This is a genomic window from Trinickia sp. Z7 (assembly GCF_056498045.1).
On sequence record NZ_JAUEQW010000017.1, the window covers coordinates 24,722 to 41,823 of the forward strand.

17 protein-coding genes are annotated in these 17,102 nt (G+C 62.4%); 1 reads left to right on the forward strand and 16 read right to left on the reverse strand.

Annotated features, from left to right (window positions below):
• Nucleotides 1-303: 303 nt before the first annotated feature.
• Nucleotides 304-1,401: a uroporphyrinogen decarboxylase gene (gene hemE, locus QQS38_RS22345; protein ID WP_479647602.1), complete on the reverse strand. Its 1,098-nt coding sequence runs from the start codon at nucleotides 1,399-1,401 to the stop codon at nucleotides 304-306.
• Nucleotides 1,402-1,580: 179 nt separating this feature from the next.
• Between hemE and QQS38_RS22350 the strand changes: the two genes are divergently transcribed.
• Nucleotides 1,581-2,402 carry a transporter substrate-binding domain-containing protein gene (locus QQS38_RS22350; RefSeq protein ID WP_479647534.1) on the forward strand — a complete coding sequence of 274 codons (822 nt, stop codon included), beginning with the start codon at nucleotides 1,581-1,583 and terminating at the stop codon, nucleotides 2,400-2,402.
• Between the two features lie 46 nt (nucleotides 2,403-2,448).
• Here the strand turns inward: QQS38_RS22350 and QQS38_RS22355 are convergent, their stop codons facing one another.
• The 15 genes from QQS38_RS22355 to rsmG all read right to left on the reverse strand — a co-directional run bounded on the left by QQS38_RS22355 (nucleotide 2,449) and on the right by rsmG (nucleotide 17,100).
• Nucleotides 2,449-2,928, reverse strand: a complete 480-nt coding sequence (locus tag QQS38_RS22355) for a CoA-binding protein (protein WP_479647535.1) — start codon at nucleotides 2,926-2,928, stop codon at nucleotides 2,449-2,451.
• Between the two features lie 645 nt (nucleotides 2,929-3,573).
• Entirely contained in the window at nucleotides 3,574-5,304 is a 1,731-nt protein-coding gene (locus QQS38_RS22360; RefSeq protein WP_479647536.1) for an AMP-binding protein, read from the reverse strand.
• Nucleotides 5,305-5,531: 227 nt separating this feature from the next.
• The gene (locus tag QQS38_RS22365; protein WP_479647537.1) at nucleotides 5,532-5,960 is read right to left on the reverse strand and encodes a F0F1 ATP synthase subunit epsilon; all 429 of its coding nucleotides are present in this window, start codon (nucleotides 5,958-5,960) and stop codon (nucleotides 5,532-5,534) included.
• Between the two features lie 184 nt (nucleotides 5,961-6,144).
• Complete coding sequence (gene atpD, locus QQS38_RS22370) at nucleotides 6,145-7,539, reverse strand: F0F1 ATP synthase subunit beta (protein ID WP_479647538.1); 1,395 nt, start codon at nucleotides 7,537-7,539, stop codon at nucleotides 6,145-6,147.
• Nucleotides 7,540-7,607: 68 nt separating this feature from the next.
• The gene (gene atpG, locus QQS38_RS22375; protein WP_479647539.1) at nucleotides 7,608-8,483 is read right to left on the reverse strand and encodes a F0F1 ATP synthase subunit gamma; all 876 of its coding nucleotides are present in this window, start codon (nucleotides 8,481-8,483) and stop codon (nucleotides 7,608-7,610) included.
• 74 nt (nucleotides 8,484-8,557) lie between these two features.
• Nucleotides 8,558-10,099, reverse strand: a complete 1,542-nt coding sequence (gene atpA, locus QQS38_RS22380; RefSeq protein WP_479647540.1) for a F0F1 ATP synthase subunit alpha — start codon at nucleotides 10,097-10,099, stop codon at nucleotides 8,558-8,560.
• A 52-nt stretch (nucleotides 10,100-10,151) separates the two neighbouring features.
• Nucleotides 10,152-10,691, reverse strand: coding sequence for a F0F1 ATP synthase subunit delta (locus tag QQS38_RS22385; protein WP_479647541.1), 540 nt, complete (start codon nucleotides 10,689-10,691; stop codon nucleotides 10,152-10,154).
• 2 nt (nucleotides 10,692-10,693) lie between these two features.
• On the reverse strand, nucleotides 10,694-11,164 hold the full coding sequence (locus tag QQS38_RS22390; RefSeq protein WP_325344468.1) for a F0F1 ATP synthase subunit B: 471 nt from the start codon (nucleotides 11,162-11,164) through the stop codon (nucleotides 10,694-10,696).
• Between the two features lie 136 nt (nucleotides 11,165-11,300).
• Entirely contained in the window at nucleotides 11,301-11,570 is a 270-nt protein-coding gene (gene atpE, locus QQS38_RS22395; RefSeq protein WP_007180033.1) for a F0F1 ATP synthase subunit C, read from the reverse strand.
• Nucleotides 11,571-11,656: 86 nt separating this feature from the next.
• Nucleotides 11,657-12,505 (reverse strand): F0F1 ATP synthase subunit A, encoded by an 849-nt coding sequence (gene atpB / locus QQS38_RS22400; protein ID WP_479647542.1) that lies wholly within the window; start codon nucleotides 12,503-12,505, stop codon nucleotides 11,657-11,659.
• Nucleotides 12,506-12,646: 141 nt separating this feature from the next.
• Nucleotides 12,647-13,180, reverse strand: coding sequence for an ATP synthase subunit I (locus tag QQS38_RS22405; RefSeq protein WP_479647543.1), 534 nt, complete (start codon nucleotides 13,178-13,180; stop codon nucleotides 12,647-12,649).
• Between the two features lie 269 nt (nucleotides 13,181-13,449).
• Nucleotides 13,450-14,598 (reverse strand): SLC13 family permease, encoded by a 1,149-nt coding sequence (locus tag QQS38_RS22410; RefSeq protein ID WP_479647544.1) that lies wholly within the window; start codon nucleotides 14,596-14,598, stop codon nucleotides 13,450-13,452.
• An 87-nt stretch (nucleotides 14,599-14,685) separates the two neighbouring features.
• Nucleotides 14,686-15,576 carry a ParB/RepB/Spo0J family partition protein gene (locus QQS38_RS22415; RefSeq protein WP_479647545.1) on the reverse strand — a complete coding sequence of 297 codons (891 nt, stop codon included), beginning with the start codon at nucleotides 15,574-15,576 and terminating at the stop codon, nucleotides 14,686-14,688.
• 41 nt (nucleotides 15,577-15,617) lie between these two features.
• Nucleotides 15,618-16,388 (reverse strand): ParA family protein, encoded by a 771-nt coding sequence (locus QQS38_RS22420; RefSeq protein WP_479647546.1) that lies wholly within the window; start codon nucleotides 16,386-16,388, stop codon nucleotides 15,618-15,620.
• 70 nt (nucleotides 16,389-16,458) lie between these two features.
• Nucleotides 16,459-17,100, reverse strand: coding sequence for a 16S rRNA (guanine(527)-N(7))-methyltransferase RsmG (rsmG, locus tag QQS38_RS22425; protein WP_479647603.1), 642 nt, complete (start codon nucleotides 17,098-17,100; stop codon nucleotides 16,459-16,461).
• Nucleotides 17,101-17,102 lie beyond the last annotated feature (2 nt).

The following is a 17,102-nucleotide window of genomic DNA, read 5'->3' on the forward strand; positions in this document are numbered from 1 at the left end:
GTGGATAACTTTGTTGAAAAGTGCCCCCGCCGAACCGAAGCAAGGCCGCCGCGCTGACGTTCCGTGGGCAACCGCACATTGGGCCGGCCGCTCGCAAAGCCTTGCCGAACAAGGCCTGAGCGGATGCCGTACATCGTTTGAGTGCCAGCGTCAACCTCTCTTCGCTCTACCGCGGCGCAACGAGAAGAATGTGTATAAGTCAAGACTTGACAAGCGCGAGACGGCCCGGCGATGCCATTTTTCCCGGTGCGCGCGCCCTAGACCGAGAGCCCAGTTGTGTGCAGCGCAACATGACCCATGGGGTCAGCCCCCGCTGGACCGCACCCGGATCGCCCGGCTGTACTGGTGGACTTCGTCGACGAGTTCCGCGACATTTTCGGGCGGCGCAAACTGGGAAATCCCGTGCCCGAGGTTGAAGACGTGCCCCGGATGGTTGCCGTAGCTGTCGAGCACTGCTCGCGCTTGCTCGCGAACGGCCGCCGGCGGCGCGAACAGCGCCGCAGGGTCGAGATTGCCTTGCAGCGCCACGCGCGAGCCGACTCGCTCGCGGGCCGCCCCCAGATTGACCGTCCAATCGAGGCCTACAGCGTCCACGCCGCACGCGGCGATGTCGTCGAGCCAAAGGCCACCGCCCTTCGTGAACGTGACGACCGGCACCCGGGTCCCTTCGTGCTCGCGTACGAGACGCCGCACCACGGCCTCGATGTATTGAAGCGAAAACCGCTGGAATATGCCGTCCGCGAGCGCCCCGCCCCACGTGTCGAAGATCATCACGGCTTGCGCCCCCGCGCGGATCTGCGCATTGAGGTAAGCGGCAACGGCCTCCGCGTTGACGTGCAAAATCCGATGCATGAGGTCGGGGCGCGCGTACAGCATCGACTTCACGGTGCGGAAGTCGTCGGAACCGGCGCCCTCGACCATGTAGCACGCGAGCGTCCACGGACTGCCCGAGAAGCCGATCAGCGGGACACGCTGGCGCCCCTGTGCATCGGTGAGCGCACGGCGAATCGACCGCACGGCGTCGGTCACATAGCCGAGCGTGGCGTCGATATCGGGCACGCGCAGGCGCGCGACGTCCGCTTCCGTGCGAACCGGGTGCGCGAAGCGCGGCCCCTCGCCGGCCGCAAACGATAATCCCAACCCCATTGCATCGGGGACGGTGAGGATATCGGAGAACAGAATCGCGGCATCGAGAGGAAAGCGCTCGAGCGGCTGCAACGTCACTTCCGTCGCGAAATCGGGGTTCTTGGCCAAACCGAGGAAGCTGCCCGCGCGCGAACGCGTGGCGTTGTACTCGGGCAGATACCGGCCCGCCTGCCGCATGAGCCAAATGGGCGTGTAATCGGTGGGCTGGCGCAGCAGCGCGCGCAGGAATGTATCGTTGAGCAGATTCGAGGGCACGGGAGGAAAGCGCAAGGCGAAGCCGAGAAGACGGCCATTTTACCGGAGCCGCGTTCTCGATCGGGCCGTATATCGGCTTTCGCGACGCGATGCTCGCCTGCGGCATTTTGGTACGGCTATGATCGAACGCTGCCTCTAAGCGACAGCGCCTCGCTGCCCAAACTCAAGGAGACCTACGAATGATCCTGAAAGACCTGCTTCGCCTTTCGATCGGCGCGCTCGCGCTGGCGGCTTCGTGCACGGGTGCGGCGTTCGCGCAAACAAGCGGCGCGGCGCCTAGCGCGAGCCCCGCCGCGGCGGGCTCACGCCTGGACACGGTGATCGCCCGCGGAGCGTTGCGCGTCTGCACGACGGGCGATTACAAGCCGTATTCGTTTTTGAAGGCCGACGGCACGTTCGAAGGCATCGACATCGACATGGCTGAATCGTTGGCGAAGTCGCTCGGCGTCAAGGCGGACTTCGTGAAAACGAGCTGGTCGAACCTCATGAGCGATTTTCTCGCGAAATGCGACATTGCCGTCGGGGGCGTATCGACTTCGCTCGAGCGTCAGAAGCGCGTGTTCTTCACGCAGCCCTACATGGTGGACGGCAAAGCACCGATTGCCCGCTGCGCCGACGCCGACAAGTACCAGACGCTTGCGCAAATCGATCAACCGGGCACGCGCGTCATCGTCAATCCGGGCGGCACCAACGAGCGCTTCGCGAAGCAGTATCTGTCGCATGCGAAGCTGACGGTCTATCCGGATAACGTCTCGATCTTCAAGCAGATCCTGGAAGGCAAAGCCGATGTGATGGTGACCGACGCATCGGAAACCCTGCTCCAACAAAAGCTGAACCCCGGGCTGTGCTCGATCCATCCCGAGAAACCGTTCCAGTACGGCGAAAAGGCCTACATGGTGCCGCAGGGCGATGTGACGTATCAGCAATACGTCGATCAATGGCTGCACCTAGCGCGTGAAACGGGGCAGTTCGAGTCGATCAGGGACAAGTGGCTGAAGTAGGCCGCTGGCTCGACACGCACGGGTCGCGCCCCACGCCCGGGCCAATCTATTGGGGCACGCGCGGCGCGGGCGCGTTGGCGCGGTGCGTGGCGCCGAATAGCCGCTCGTGCTCGATCTTCACGCATACGTTCATTGCGACGTCGAGCCCTGCCGCCATCGCTCGCGCGGCAGCCTCCTCGTTGATCACGCCCACTTGGAGCCAGAGCGATCTGGCGCCGATGGCGATCGCTTCCTCCGCGAGGGCCGCCGCTTCCTCCGGCCGGCGAAAGACGTCGACCATGTCGATTGCGGCGCCTTCCTGCGCGAGCGCGTGTGCGGCGATCGCGAGCGACGCATAACAGCGCTGCCCCAACACACCAGCCGTGTCGTTGGCGTACGCCGGATTGACGGGAACGATGCGATAGCCGTGCGACTGCATGTAGGCCGCCACCGAATGGCTCGGACGGTACGCGTGGTTGGACAACCCGACCACGGCGATCACACGGTCGCGGTCCAGGATCCGCTTCAGACTTTCGGGCTCGTTCATTGTTTACACATGGGAAGGTAACGGTGCCAGCACACGCAACGGTCGGTAAGTTTCGCGCGCGCCATGCGAGCATGACGGCCATGGTAAGCCCGCCATTGCTTAGACGAAACCCGTTTTCGCGTATTTCTCGATAAATTGCGAGACGGCTTTTTCGCGCGTTATTTCTTTTGTTCCGATCGTCGGAAATAGTGACGCAATTTCTCTTTTCTGCTGGTAAAAAATCCCGCCAATCCTTGTCTGGCGGGCGTTACAACCTGAAACACTTTGTTACCGCGTGGGGTTCTCAATTCGCCCACAATGCCTTTCAACGGTTTCAACACGGAAGTGGGCAGGCGTGCATTGATTGGACGCTTCCCGGTCGGCGGTGCCGAATCCCTCATGAGGGCCTCTTTGTTGGAGTCGTTACCGGTGCCCGAGTTTGGGTTGTGTTCTTCGGCTCCTTCATTGGTCTCCTCGCGCTAACCCCGTAGCGTGTGGTTTTTAGCGGGCTATCAAGCCCGCTTTTTTTTTGTGTCGACCGGAGTTAGCGCTTCAGCGGTTACTCCGGTCCCATGCAGAGCACGACCGGAGTTAGCGCTTCAGCGGTGACTCCGGTTGCATGTAGAGCACGGGCGCAGGCGCGCACGCCATAGCGCGCCCTCTCAGTCAGCCCGCCCGCGGCTCGCCGTGCTCCAGCTCGTCGATCATCCTTTCGCGCATCACGAACTTCTGCACTTTCCCCGTGACGGTCATCGGCATTTCGTCGACGAAGCGAATGTAGCGCGGCACCTTGTAATGCGCGATCTGCCCCTGGCAATACGCTCTGACCTCTTCGTCGGTCAGCATTTCGCCGGGCCGCACGACAATCCAAGCGCACACTTCCTCTCCATACTTCTCGTCAGGCACGCCGAACACTTGGACGCTCTGGACCTTCGGGTGCCTAAACAAGAACTCTTCGATCTCGCGGGGGTAGATGTTTTCGCCGCCGCGAATCAACATGTCCTTCAAGCGGCCAACGATATTGCAATAGCCCTGCTCATCGATCGTTGCTAGATCGCCCGTGCGCATCCATCCATCGACGATAGCCTCTCGGGTGCGGGGCTCGTCGTCCCAATAGCCTTTCATGACCGAGTAGCCCCGCGTCCACAGTTCGCCCGTTTGCCCGACCGGGACCGTGTTGCCCATGGCATCGACCACTTTCGCTTCGAGATGCGGCTGAATTCGGCCGACCGTCGACGTGCGTTTGTCGATGGGGTCGGTCGTCGAGCTTTGAAACGAAACGGGGCTCGTCTCCGTCATGCCGTACGCGATCGTGATCTCCGACTGGTGCATGCGCGAAATGACCTGCTTCATCGTCTCGATGGGGCACGGCGAGCCGGCCATGATGCCCGTGCGCAGTGTCGATAGATCGAACGATGAGAACTCCGGGTGATCCAGTTCGGCGATGAACATCGTCGGCACGCCATGCAACGCGGTGCAACGCTCTTCGGCCACTGCGGCGAGCGCCGCGCCGGGATCGAACGCTTCGCCGGGAAACACCATCTTCGCGCCCGTCGAGACGCTCGCGAGCACGGACAGGACCATGCCGAAGCAGTGATAGAGCGGCACCGGGATGCACAGCGCATCGTTTTCGGAAAAGCGCATGGCCATCGCGATGAACCGCGCGTTGTTGACCACGTTGCGATGCGTGAGCGTGGCGCCTTTGGGGTTGCCGGTGGTACCGCTCGTGAATTGGATGTTGATCGGATCGTAGGCCGACAATGTCGCGTCGATCGCTGCAAGATCGATGGAATCGAGTGCGACCCGCCCTGCTTCGATCACGTCGGAGAACGTCAACATACCCGGCGTCGCCGTGTCGCACATGCGCACCACCGTCCGCAGGTTCGGCAAGCGCGCTGAGCGCAGGTTTCCCGCCTCGCAGTGCGCGAGTTCGGGCGCGAGCGTCTGCAGCATCTCCACGTATTTCGAGGTCTTGAAGCGCTCGGCCGTGACGATCGCGCAGCAACCGGATTTATTCAGCGCGTATTCGAGTTCCGAGAGCCTGTAGGCAGGATTGACGTTGACCAGAATCGCGCCGATGCGGGCCGTCGCAAACTGCGTCAGCAACCATTCGACGCGATTCGGCGACCAAATGCCAACGCGGTCGCCGCGCGTGATGCCGAGCGTTGCCAGCCCCGCCGCGAGTACATCGACTTCGGCGGCGAACTCGCGCCAGGTCCATCGAATGCCCTGCTCGCGGAAAACGACGGCAGGCCGCTCGGGATAGCGTGCGGCCGTCTCGCAAAGAAGCCCTCCGATGGTCGAGTCGCTCAGGGGGATATCGGTCGCTCCTCGCACGTAGGAAAGGCCGTTGATCGGCGCAATGAGGGCGCCCTCCTCGGGAAGCTGCGTCGCCATCTCGATGTCTCCAAAGTCTCGTAGGTATTTTGCGACTGATTCTGCCACCGAGCGAGGTCGGCCCGCATCAAGTCTTACCCGCAGCAAAATGTCGCATGGGCGTGTCCCATAAGAAAAAACGCCGCTTGGATCGAACCAAGCGGCGTTAAATATCCTACTAATCGTCTTATTCCGCTCCGATTGCTCTTCCCTGGCGAGACGCAACCGAGGGACGCAAAGCGGTTTTGTCAGTGGCTCTGTGCGCGCAGCTTGCGCAGGCGAGCGATGGCGGCAAGCTGAGCCGTGGCATATGCCAGCTCGGCCTGGGCCGTCGCGTACTCGATGTTCGAGCCCGAGTTCTGCAAGGCTTCCTCGGCACGCTTGCGCGCCTGTTCAGCCTTGGCCTCGTCGAGATCCTTGCCGCGAATCGCGGTATCGGCGAGCACCGTCACGGCGCCCGGCTGCACTTCGAGAATGCCGCCGGCAACGAACACGAACTCTTCTTCGCCGCTTTCCGCCTCGATACGCACCGCACCGGGACGAATACGCGTAATGAGCGGCGTATGGCCCGGCAGAATGCCGAGTTCACCGGCTTCGCCCGGCAGCGCGACGAATTTCGCCTGGCCCGAGAAGATCTGCTCTTCCGCGCTGACGACGTCTACTTTGATGGTTGCCATATCGCTTCCTATGTCGAACAGAGTTGCCGCTTTGGCTGCCGGCTGCCGTTAGCGCATCGCGCGTCCCGCAGCCCGTGCACAGCACGCACTCGGATCCCGTGCAGAGCCCCGTGAACCCAACGCGCGCTGCGAGCCCGGCCGTCCCTGCGGCCGCCGGGCCTGCGCGCCAAGCGGGCACACTCGGTTACTGGATCTTCTTGGCCTTTTCGAAGGCTTCGTCGATCGTGCCGACCATGTAGAACGCCTGCTCGGGCAGATGATCGCACTCGCCTTCGACGATCATCTTGAAGCCGCGGATCGTTTCCTTCAGCGGCACGTACTTGCCAGGCGAACCCGTGAACACTTCGGCAACGTGGAACGGCTGCGACAGGAAACGCTGGATCTTGCGCGCACGAGCGACCGACAGCTTGTCTTCCGGCGACAGTTCGTCCATGCCCAGAATCGCGATGATGTCGCGCAATTCCTTGTAGCGCTGCAGCGTTTGCTGCACGCCGCGCGTGATCGAGTAGTGCTCTTCGCCGATGACGTTCGGGTCGATCTGACGCGAGGTCGAATCGAGCGGGTCGACGGCGGGGTAGATACCGAGCGAGGCGATGTCACGCGAGAGCACGACCGTTGCGTCCAAGTGGCCGAACGTCGTAGCAGGCGACGGGTCGGTCAAATCGTCCGCAGGCACGTACACGGCTTGCACCGAGGTGATCGAGCCCGTTTTCGTGGACGTGATGCGCTCTTGCAGCTTGCCCATTTCTTCGGCCAGCGTCGGCTGATAACCCACGGCCGACGGCATCCGGCCGAGCAGTGCCGACACTTCGGTACCGGCCAGCGTGAAGCGGTAGATGTTGTCGACGAAGAACAGCACGTCGAGGCCTTCGTCACGGAAGTGCTCGGCCATCGTGAGGCCCGTCAGCGCCACGCGCAGACGGTTGCCCGGCGGCTCGTTCATCTGACCGTACACGAGCGCGACCTTGTCGAGCACGTTCGAGTCTTTCATCTCGTGATAGAAGTCGTTCCCTTCACGGGTACGCTCACCCACGCCCGCGAACACGGAGTAACCGCCGTGCTCCTTCGCGATGTTGTTGATGAGCTCCATCATGTTCACGGTCTTGCCCACACCGGCGCCACCGAACAGGCCCACCTTGCCTCCCTTCGCGAACGGGCAGATCAAATCGATAACCTTGATGCCCGTTTCCAGGAGTTCCGTCGACGGCGACAGTTCGTCGAACGCCGGGGCTTTCTGGTGGATCGAGCGTTTCGTCTCGCTCTCGATCGGACCGGCTTCGTCGATGGGACGGCCAAGCACGTCCATGATGCGGCCGAGCGTGGGCTTGCCCACGGGAACGCTGATCGGCAGACCCGTGTTCTTCACCATCAGGCCGCGGCGCAGACCGTCCGATGCACCCAAACAAATCGTGCGCACGACGCCGTCGCCCAGCTGCTGCTGAACTTCGAGCGTCAGTTCCGTGCCTTCGAGCACGAGGGCGTCGTAGATCTTCGGCATGTGTTCACGCGGGAATTCCACGTCGATCACCGCGCCGATGCACTGTACGATCTTGCCTTCTACCAAAGCAGTAGTACTCATCGCTTTTCCTTTAGATACTCAATTCTTCACTCGCGCAAACGGCGCAGGGACGGTCGAGCCGGCACGCATTACACCGCGGCGGCGCCGCCCACGATTTCCGACAATTCCTTCGTGATCGCGGCCTGGCGGCTCTTGTTGTAGACGAGCTGCAATTCGTTGATCACCGTCTTCGCGTTGTCCGACGCCGCCTTCATGGCCACCATTCGCGCCGATTGCTCGGACGCCATGTTTTCGGCGACGGCTTGGTACACGAGCGCTTCGACGTAACGCACGAGCAGTTCATCGACGACGCTCTGCGCATCGGGTTCGTAGATGTAATCCCACGAGGTGTTCGGCGTCGTCTCGTCGCGTTCGAAATGCTCGGCCGACAGCGGCAGCAACTGCTCGAGCACGGGCTCTTGCTTCATCGTGTTGATGAAGCGCGTGTACGCGAGATACACCGCCGAGATCTTGCCTTCCGAGTACAGATCGAGCTGCACCTTCACCGCGCCGATCAGCTTTTCGAGGTGCGGCGTATCGCCGAGCTGCGTCACGTGCGACACCACCTTCGCGCCGACGCGAGTCAAAAAGCCGAGCCCCTTGCCGCCGATTGCGGTGGCTTGGACGCTTTGGCCCTTGTCCTCGAGCTCCTTGAACCTGCCCACGGTCGCGCGCAGCACGTTCGTGTTCATCCCGCCGCACAGACCCTTATCGGTCGTGACGAGGATGATGCCGGCCGCCTTCGCGCCTTCGTTCGACACCATGAACGGGTGGCGATACTCGGGGTTCGCGCGGCTCATGTGCGCAGCGATGTCGCGGACTTTGTCGGCGTACGGGCGAGCGGAACGCATGCGCTCTTGCGCCCGGCGCATCTTCGATGCGGCCACCATCTCCATCGCCTTGGTGATCTTGCGCGTGTTTTGCACGCTCTTGATCTTGCCGCGGATTTCCTTCATTCCAGCCATTGCTTGCTCCTTGATCGAAGCGGAGCGCGCTTCGTTGCCTCTACGCGCGCCGCTTCAAGGTCGTTATGCCTCGATCAATAAGCACCCGACTTCTTGAAGTCCTTCAGAGCGGCGTGCAGCGCTGCTTCGTCGTCCTTCGACAAGTCCTTCGTGTCTTCGATGCGCTTGATGAGATCGGCATGGCTCGTCTTCAGGAATTCGCGCAAGCCCTTTTCGAACGGGAGCACGTCCTTCACGTCGAGATCGTCCAGGTAGCCGTTGTTCGCCGCGAACAACGAAACGGCCAACTCCCACACCTGCAACGGCTGATACTGCGGCTGCTTCAAGAGCTCGGTCACGCGGCGGCCGCGCTCGAGCTGCTTGCGCGTGGCTTCGTCCAAGTCCGACGCGAACTGCGCGAAGGCGGCGAGTTCGCGGTACTGCGCGAGGTCGGTACGGATACCGCCCGACAGCTTCTTGATGACCTTCGTTTGAGCCGCGCCACCGACGCGCGACACCGACACGCCCGCATTGATCGCGGGACGGATACCGGCGTTGAACAAGTCGGTTTCGAGGAAGATCTGGCCGTCCGTGATCGAGATCACGTTCGTCGGCACGAACGCCGTCACGTCGCCCGCTTGCGTCTCGATGACGGGCAGCGCCGTGAGCGAACCGCTCTTGCCCTTCACTTCGCCGTTCGTGAACTTCTCGACGTACTCTTCGGAGACACGCGCGGCACGCTCGAGCAGACGCGAGTGCAGATAGAACACGTCGCCCGGATACGCTTCGCGGCCCGGCGGGCGGCGCAACAGCAGCGAGATCTGGCGATAGGCCCAAGCTTGCTTGGTCAAATCGTCATAGATGATGAGGGCGTCTTGGCCGCGGTCGCGGAAGTATTCGCCCATCGTGCAGCCTGCGTACGGCGCGAGGTATTGCATCGCGGCCGATTCCGAAGCCGACGCGGCGACGACGATCGTGTACTGCATCGCGCCCGATTCCTCGAGCTTGCGCACCACGTTCATGATCGACGAAGCCTTCTGGCCGATCGCGACATAAATACAGATGAGGTCCTTGCCTTTCTGATTGATGATCGCGTCGACCGCCACCGCCGTCTTGCCGCACTGACGGTCGCCGATGATCAGTTCGCGCTGGCCGCGGCCGATCGGCACCATCGAGTCGATCGACTTCAGACCCGTTTGCACCGGCTGCGACACCGACTTACGCCAGATCACGCCGGGGGCGATCTTCTCGACCGCGTCGGTCATCTTCGCGTTGATCGGGCCCTTGCCGTCGATCGGATTGCCGAGGGCATCGACCACGCGGCCGATGAGTTCGGGGCCGACGGGCACTTCGAGAATGCGGCCCGTCGTCTTGACGACGTCGCCTTCCGAGATGTGTTCGTACTCACCGAGAATCACGGCGCCGACCGAGTCGCGCTCGAGGTTCAGCGCGAGACCGAACGTATTGCCCGGGAATTCGAGCATTTCGCCCTGCATCACGTCCGACAAGCCGTGAATGCGCACGATGCCGTCGGTCACGGAGATCACGGTGCCCTGGTTGCGAACGTCCGCGCTCGCTTCAAGGCCCTGGATCCGGCTCTTGATCAGCTCGCTGATCTCAGAGGGATTGAGTTGCATTATTCGCTCCTGATAGTCAATTCTGTTGCGTGCCGTGCATGTGCGCGCCGCGTCACGCGGTCAGCGCCGTACGCATTTCGGCGAGCCGTGCGCGAACCGAGGTGTCGAGCACTTCGTCGCCGACGGTGACGCGCACGCCACCAATCAGCGAAGCATCGACTTGAACGGTCGGTTTGAGCTGACGCCCAAACTTGCGCGTAAGGCTCGCGACGAGATCGGCGAGCTGGGCCTCTTGCAGCGGGAAGGCGCTGACGATCAGCGCATCGGCCGCGCCTTCGCGAGCGTTTTTCAGTGCTTCGAACTGGACGGCGATTTCGGGCAGCAGCGAGAGACGGTGGTTGTCGACCAGCATCTGCACGAAGTTCTTGGCCTGCGGCGAGGCCGCCAAAGGCGACTTGACCGCCGAGAGCAGCAGATCGATGACCTGTGCGTGGCTCACCTTCGGGCTAGAGGCGACCGACATGAGCTCGGGCAGCCGCGCAACCTGGCCCAGCTCCTGCACGAGAGCGGACCAAGCGGCGAGGTCACCGCCTTCGGCGACGCTGAACAGCGCCTCTGCATAGGGACGGGCGATGGTTGCAAGTTCGGCCATGATCAGAGCCCGGCTTTCAGTTGATTGAGCAGCTCGGCATGTGCCGCCTGATCGATTTCGCGCTTCAGGATCTGTTCGGCGCCCTTGACCGCCAGCGTCGCCACTTCGGCGCGCAGCGTTTCACGGGCTTTCACGACCTGTTGCTCGGCGTCGGCCTTGGCTTGAGCGATGATGCGAGCGGCTTCGGCTTGCGCGTTGGCCTTGATTTCCTCGGCTACGGAGAGCGCACGCTTTTCGGCGTCCGCAATGCGTTGCTGGCCGTCGTTGCGCGCCTTCGCGAGCTCTTGATCGACACGCTTGTGCGCCGCTTCGAGTTCCGTCTTGCCCTTTTCGGCGGCCGCGAGGCCGTCGGCGATCTTGCGGGACCGCTCGTCGAGGGCTTTGACCATCGGCGGCCACACGAACTTCATCGTGAACCACGCGAGGATCAGGAACACGACCATTTGCGCAATCAGAGTTGCGTTGAGATTCACGGTGTTTCCTTAATCGTTGCTAATTCGGAAAGTGAAACGGTAAGGCGCTCATCGACGTAACGTTCGATCAGCGCCCGAGCCTTCCGTTTCGCCCCTGCGCCGGCTTGCATCCACGGCGCAAAACTCCGATGAACCTTTAGCCTGCCAACTTCGACAGCAGCGGGTTCGCGAACGCAAACAGCATTGCCACACCGACGCCGATCAGGAACGCCGCGTCGATCAGACCAGCCAAGAGGAACATCTTGGTTTGCAGCGGGTTCATCAGTTCCGGCTGGCGTGCGCAAGCTTCGATGTACTTGCCGCCCATCAGGCCGATACCGATACAGGCGCCGATTGCACCCAGGCCGATGATGATGCCGATACCGATGGCGGTCAGACCTTGGATGTTGGCGATGAAAGCTTGCATGATCACTCCTTTGTAAAAGACTTTTTGGAACTGGATTTAAAGAAACGGAAAACGAATCTGCTTGTGCAGCGATGCACCCTTGCCGATTAGTGCGAGTCGTGCGCCTGACCGATGTACACGAGCGTCAGCATCATGAAGATGAACGCTTGCAACAGCACGATCAGGATGTGGAAGATCGCCCAGACCGTACCGGCGATCACGTGGCCGACGAAACCGAGCAACGTCGTGTCCGCACCGAAGGTCCAGAGGCTGCCGAGCAATGCGATGAGCAGGAACAGCAGCTCGCCCGCGTACATGTTGCCGAACAACCGCAACGCGAGCGAAACCGTCTTGGCGACGAACTCGATGATGTTCAATGCAAGGTTCGGGATCCACAAGAGCGGGTGCGCACCGAACGGGGCCGAGATGAGCTCGTGCACGAAGCCGCCCACGCCCTTGATCTTGAAGTTGTAATAGATCATCAGCGCGAACACGCCGAGCGCGATGCCGAACGTGCCGTTCAAATCGGCCGTGGGCACGATGCGATGGTGCGAAATGACGTTCGACAGGCCCAGCCAGCCGATGACATGGCCCGGCAGATCGACGGGGATGAAATCGAGCGAGTTCATGAGCGCAACCCAGACGAACACGAACAGTGCGAGCGGCGCGATGAACGTGCGGTTGCCGTGGATGATCGCTTTCGATTGGTCTTCGACCATCTCGACGAGCATCTCGATCGCGCACTGGAACCGGCCAGGCACGCCCGACGTGGCGCTACGCGCGGCCATGCGCAGAATGAAGAGGGTCAAGAGACCGCACACGATCGACCAGAACATCGTGTCGATGTTCAAGACGTGCATGTCGATGATCGACGTCTGGTGCGAGGTAGCGAAGTTTTGCAAGTGGTGCGCGATGTACTCGGACGGATCCAAGCGCGTGCTTTCTGTAGCTGCCATATCGTTTATTGCCACCTAAATTGTCGAAAATCTTTCGATGCCCACACGACACGGCGCACACGCCGCAGGTCGTGCGAAAGGCGGCAAGCGCGCAGCGCGTATCCTCGCGCGCACCTTCTGCCGCCCATCGTCATCCCGTTTTCAGCGCCAAGCGAGCGCCAGCCAGTACGTCTGCAGCGTAACGAGGAATGTCACGAGTAGCGGCAACCACCGTACGTCGTGATACCAAACGGCCACCGCGACGAACATCGCGACCGTCACCCCCATCTTGAGCATTTCGCCGATCATCCAGGTCAGGATCGATCCGGCGCCGCCCGCTCCTTTCAGACGTGCCGCGAACAACGCGCTCGGCACCCAGCAAATCGCTCCCCCCACCAAAGCCGACAGCGCAGCACCGCCCGGCGGCTCAGAGAACAGCCACCAAACCAGCGCAACGACGAGGGACAAAACCACTTGCGCCACCACGACCTTGAAAGGCGTGACGCGCGACGGGCGACTCACATCGGGACCGAAGAGCTTTTCAGCCTCCACCCGCGTGAGCGGAACGAAATTCTTGTCTTGCTGCTCGGCATCCCACGCATCGTCGAACGTTTCCGAACGACCGACCGTGCGAGCGGAAGAAGGATCGTGTCGCGTGCGTTCGTCGTGCCTTGCGTTCGGCTCTCGATCCGCCATCGCCCCTACCTTCAAAACTGCTGCAAAATCCAGTTTCCCACCCGCAGCTTTCGCCATGCTTACGGGACTGCCGAACTAATAAATCCGGGCGATTGTAAGCGATAGTTGCAGGTGATTCAAGACTTTAGCCGCGACAAAAAACTGCTCGGAAGCGACGCGCCGCGGGCTCGCGCAGGGCATGCGCGCGCCCAATCGAAAGCCGCGGTACAGGTTCGCCGCGCGCCGAGCGCCCCACGGATCGCTCCCCCGGCCAATTGCGCAATCCGGCTTCAGAGGTGGACGAGCAACCATCCGCCGAGGGCGACGGCAACGAGCCAGAACGGAATCGACAGCAAATGAAACGGCAACCAGATGCCGCGCTGTTTCGCGAGGCGCACCGCGATCAGGTTCGCAAGCGAGCCGATGGCGAAGCCGAACCCGCCGACGCTGACGCCAAAGGCCAGTGCACGCCAGTCCTTCGTGAATTCGGCCAACATGATCGCCGCGGGCACGTTGCTGATGCCCTGCGACACGATCGCGGCTGCGGCATATGCGCGCAGCGGCGTGTCGAGCCCGAGGTGAGCCACCGTCTCGCGGACCGACGGCAACGCCGCCACGCTGCGCAGCACGATGAACATCAGCACGAAAATCAGTAGCAGCGCCCAGTCGATCTTGAGCACCGCGTCGCGTCGCCACAACAGAAATCCGCAAACGACACCGGCGAGGCCGATGCCCGGGTGGTGGGAATCCGCTAGCAACACGAACGCGACGAACAAGATGGCCGCCACCCCGGCATACGCGCGGTCCACGGGCTCTTTGGAAACGTCGCGCGAAAGATCGAGCGACCTCGCGCGGAATGCGAATAGCGCCAGGATGTAAAGCATCGCCAGCAGCGTCGCGCAAAGCGGCGCCAAGGCCCAAACGAAACGCCCGAACGATACGGCGCCGACCTGCCACAGGAACAGGTTCTGCGGGTTGCCGAGCGGGGTCAGCACCGACCCGGCATTGACGGCCAAGGCCAGGAAGATGGTGAGGCGCTTCACGGGCAGCGGCGTCAGCGCATGCAGCGACAGCACGAGCGGCACGACGACGAACAAGGCGACGTCGTTCGTGACCAGCATCGACAACACGGCAGCCAAGCCGATCAGCAAGCATGCGAGCACCCGCTCGGAGCGCACGTGATGCACGACGCGATGAGCGAGCCACATCAACAGGCCCGATAGCTCGATCGCCTTGGTCAACATCAAGAGCCCCGCGAGCGTCATCACGGTCGGCCAATCGACGAGCCGCGGCAGCGAAAGCCAAGGCTGGGGCCGTGTGCTTTGCAGCACAGCCAACACGAGGACGAGCAGCGAGAGCACCGGCTCGTTCAGGGCGAAGCGAACCAGCTTGCGCGGCGCGCTCGCGCGCGCGCTGCGAGCGTTGTGAGCAGTCGGCATAGGCGAAGAACTAGCGAAAGGGGCGGGACGGCGGCGCGCGCCGCGAGGGGGACTGTGGCCGCGTTCTAGCGTGCGGGGAGCGCCGGATCAGGCCGCTGCCGTGCCGCTGCGCAAGCGCGCCAAAATGCCGTCGAGGGCATCGAGGTCGCCGAATTCGATCTGCAACTGCCCGCGCCCTCGCCGGCCCAGCTTGATTTTGACGGCCGCGGCGAGCAAATCGGACAGTTCTTCTTCGAGACGACGCGTATCGTGCCCGCCGTCCTGGTTCGATCGCGCCTTCACCGCCGGTTCGGCTTTCGTGGTGGCCGTCACGAGACGCTCGGTCTCGCGCACCGACATGCGCTTGTTGACGACTTGATTGGCGAGCGTGATCTGCGTCGCCGAATCGACGGCCAGCAAGGCGCGCGCGTGCCCCATGTCGAGGTCGCCGGCCAGCAACATCGTCTGCACCGGCTGCGCGAGGTTCAGCAGGCGCAGCAGATTCGAGACGGCGCTGCGCGAACGGCCCACGGACTCGGCCGCCTGCTCGTGCGTGAAGCGAAACTCGTCGAGCAAGCGCTGAATGCCCTGCGCCTCTTCCAACGGATTGAGATCTTCGCGTTGAATGTTCTCGATGAGGGCCATCGCGGCCGCGGCCTGATCGGGCACGTCCTTGACGAGCACGGGCACCTCGTGCAGCCCGGCGATGTGGGCCGCGCGAAACCGGCGCTCGCCCGCGATGATCTCGTACTTCTCTTCGGACACGGCGCGCACGAGAATCGGCTGCATGACGCCTTGCGCGCGGATGCTCGCGGCAAGCTCTTGCAGGCTGCCCTCGTCCATGCGCGTACGCGGCTGGTACTTGCCCGCTTGCAACTTGCCGAGCGGCAACACGTGGGGCTGACCCTCGCTGCGCACGGCCGTCGTGATGTCCGGGCTGCCGCCCAGCAACGCCTCCAACCCGCGCCCCAATCCCTTCTTCTTCGCTACGGCATTCATCGCATTTCCTCGATCGGCTTTCTTCTCGCGCTGCGCCATCTTCACAGCGCCCGCACGCGTTCAATCATTTCCGCGCCGAACTGCACATACGCTTGCGCGCCGCGCGATGCGCGGTCGAAAACGACGCCCGGCAGACCGTAGCTCGGCGCCTCCGCCAAGCGCACGTTGCGCGGGATGACGGCGTCGAACACCTTGTCGCCGAAGTGCTCCTTGAGCTGATCCGATACTTGCTGCTGCAACGTGATGCGCGGATCGAACATGACGCGCAGCAGACCGATCACCTTCAAGTCACGATTGAGGTTGGCGTGAACCTGCTTGATCGTGTTGACGAGATCGGACAGTCCTTCGAGTGCGAAATACTCGCACTGCATCGGGATCACCACGCCATGCGCCGCGCACAGCCCGTTCAAGGTCAGCAGCGACAGCGCCGGCGGACAGTCGATCAAGACGAAATCGTACTCGTCGGCCACCGCCGTGAGCGCTGCTTTCAATTGCCTTTCGCGATTCTCGACACTGACGAGCTCGATTTCCGCCCCGGCTAGCTCGCGATTGGCGGGAAGCACGTCGTAGGAGACGGCTTCGGGCTTCACGCGCGCATCGGCCACCGAGACGCCGTCCACCAGCACTTCGTAGACGGTGTTCTCGCACTCCGCTTTGTTGATACCGCTGCCCATCGTGGCATTTCCCTGAGGATCGAGATCGATCAGCAGCACGCGCTGGCCCTGCGAAGCGAGACTCGCGGCGAGATTGACCGTCGTCGTCGTCTTTCCGACACCGCCTTTTTGATTCGCAACGCAGAAGATTTTTGCCATCGTTCGAAGGATCCTCGTTACCGCTTGAATACAGTGATTGCCGTGATAGTCGTGCTTGCAGCCAATCCGCTCATACAGGCGTGCCGCCCTCGAATACGACTTCGACCAGGTGCCGCTCCGCTTCGAGGAACGGCACCTGAAGCCGCGTCACCCCGGCCACGCGCGCTCCCGCGGGCAATCGCTCGATTTCGGCGTCGGGTCGTACGCCCTTCATCGCCCAAATCGATCCGCGCTCGCTCAGCAAATGCCGCGCAAGTGTAACGAAATCGGAGAGGTCTGCGAATGCGCGCGAAACGATTGCGTCAAATTTTCCCGGAACGTCGACGCCGGGGCGCAAGTTTTCGACGCGCCCCGTCACCACCGACAAGTTGCCGAGCTTGAGTTCGACCTTCGCCTGCGCCTGGAAAGCGGATTTCTTTTGGACGATGTCGTTCAGCGTGACATTGCGCTCGGGCAGCACGATTGCCAAAACGATTCCCGGCAGCCCGCCGCCCGAACCCACGTCAAGGATCGAACGGCCCTCGCGTGCCGCGAGGTGCGGCACGATCGAGAGCGAATCGAGTATGTGCTGAATCACCATCTGCCGAGGATCGCGAATCGCCGTCAAGTTGTAGACGGCATTCCACTTCGACAGCAAGGCGACGTAGTCGGCAAGGCGCTGGAACTGCTCGTCCGACAGCGCAACGCCCAGTGCCTGGGCGCCGGTGTGCATCA

Bases quoted from the DNA above. Each gene is read 5' to 3' on its own strand.
- QQS38_RS22350 (WP_479647534.1), top strand. From the start codon at position 1,581: ATGATCCTGAAAGACCTGCTTCGCCTTTCGATCGGCGCGCTCGCGCTG.
- QQS38_RS22355 (WP_479647535.1), bottom strand. From the start codon at position 2,928: ATGAACGAGCCCGAAAGTCTGAAGCGGATCCTGGACCGCGACCGTGTG.
- QQS38_RS22360 (WP_479647536.1), bottom strand. From the start codon at position 5,304: ATGGCGACGCAGCTTCCCGAGGAGGGCGCCCTCATTGCGCCGATCAAC.
- QQS38_RS22365 (WP_479647537.1), bottom strand. From the start codon at position 5,960: ATGGCAACCATCAAAGTAGACGTCGTCAGCGCGGAAGAGCAGATCTTC.
- atpD (WP_479647538.1), bottom strand. From the start codon at position 7,539: ATGAGTACTACTGCTTTGGTAGAAGGCAAGATCGTACAGTGCATCGGC.
- atpG (WP_479647539.1), bottom strand. From the start codon at position 8,483: ATGGCTGGAATGAAGGAAATCCGCGGCAAGATCAAGAGCGTGCAAAAC.
- atpA (WP_479647540.1), bottom strand. From the start codon at position 10,099: ATGCAACTCAATCCCTCTGAGATCAGCGAGCTGATCAAGAGCCGGATC.
- QQS38_RS22385 (WP_479647541.1), bottom strand. From the start codon at position 10,691: ATGGCCGAACTTGCAACCATCGCCCGTCCCTATGCAGAGGCGCTGTTC.
- atpE (WP_007180033.1), bottom strand. From the start codon at position 11,570: ATGCAAGCTTTCATCGCCAACATCCAAGGTCTGACCGCCATCGGTATC.
- atpB (WP_479647542.1), bottom strand. From the start codon at position 12,505: ATGGCAGCTACAGAAAGCACGCGCTTGGATCCGTCCGAGTACATCGCG.
- QQS38_RS22405 (WP_479647543.1), bottom strand. From the start codon at position 13,180: ATGGCGGATCGAGAGCCGAACGCAAGGCACGACGAACGCACGCGACAC.
- QQS38_RS22410 (WP_479647544.1), bottom strand. From the start codon at position 14,598: ATGCCGACTGCTCACAACGCTCGCAGCGCGCGCGCGAGCGCGCCGCGC.
- QQS38_RS22415 (WP_479647545.1), bottom strand. From the start codon at position 15,576: ATGAATGCCGTAGCGAAGAAGAAGGGATTGGGGCGCGGGTTGGAGGCG.
- QQS38_RS22420 (WP_479647546.1), bottom strand. From the start codon at position 16,388: ATGGCAAAAATCTTCTGCGTTGCGAATCAAAAAGGCGGTGTCGGAAAG.
- rsmG (WP_479647603.1), bottom strand. From the start codon at position 17,100: ATGCACACCGGCGCCCAGGCACTGGGCGTTGCGCTGTCGGACGAGCAG.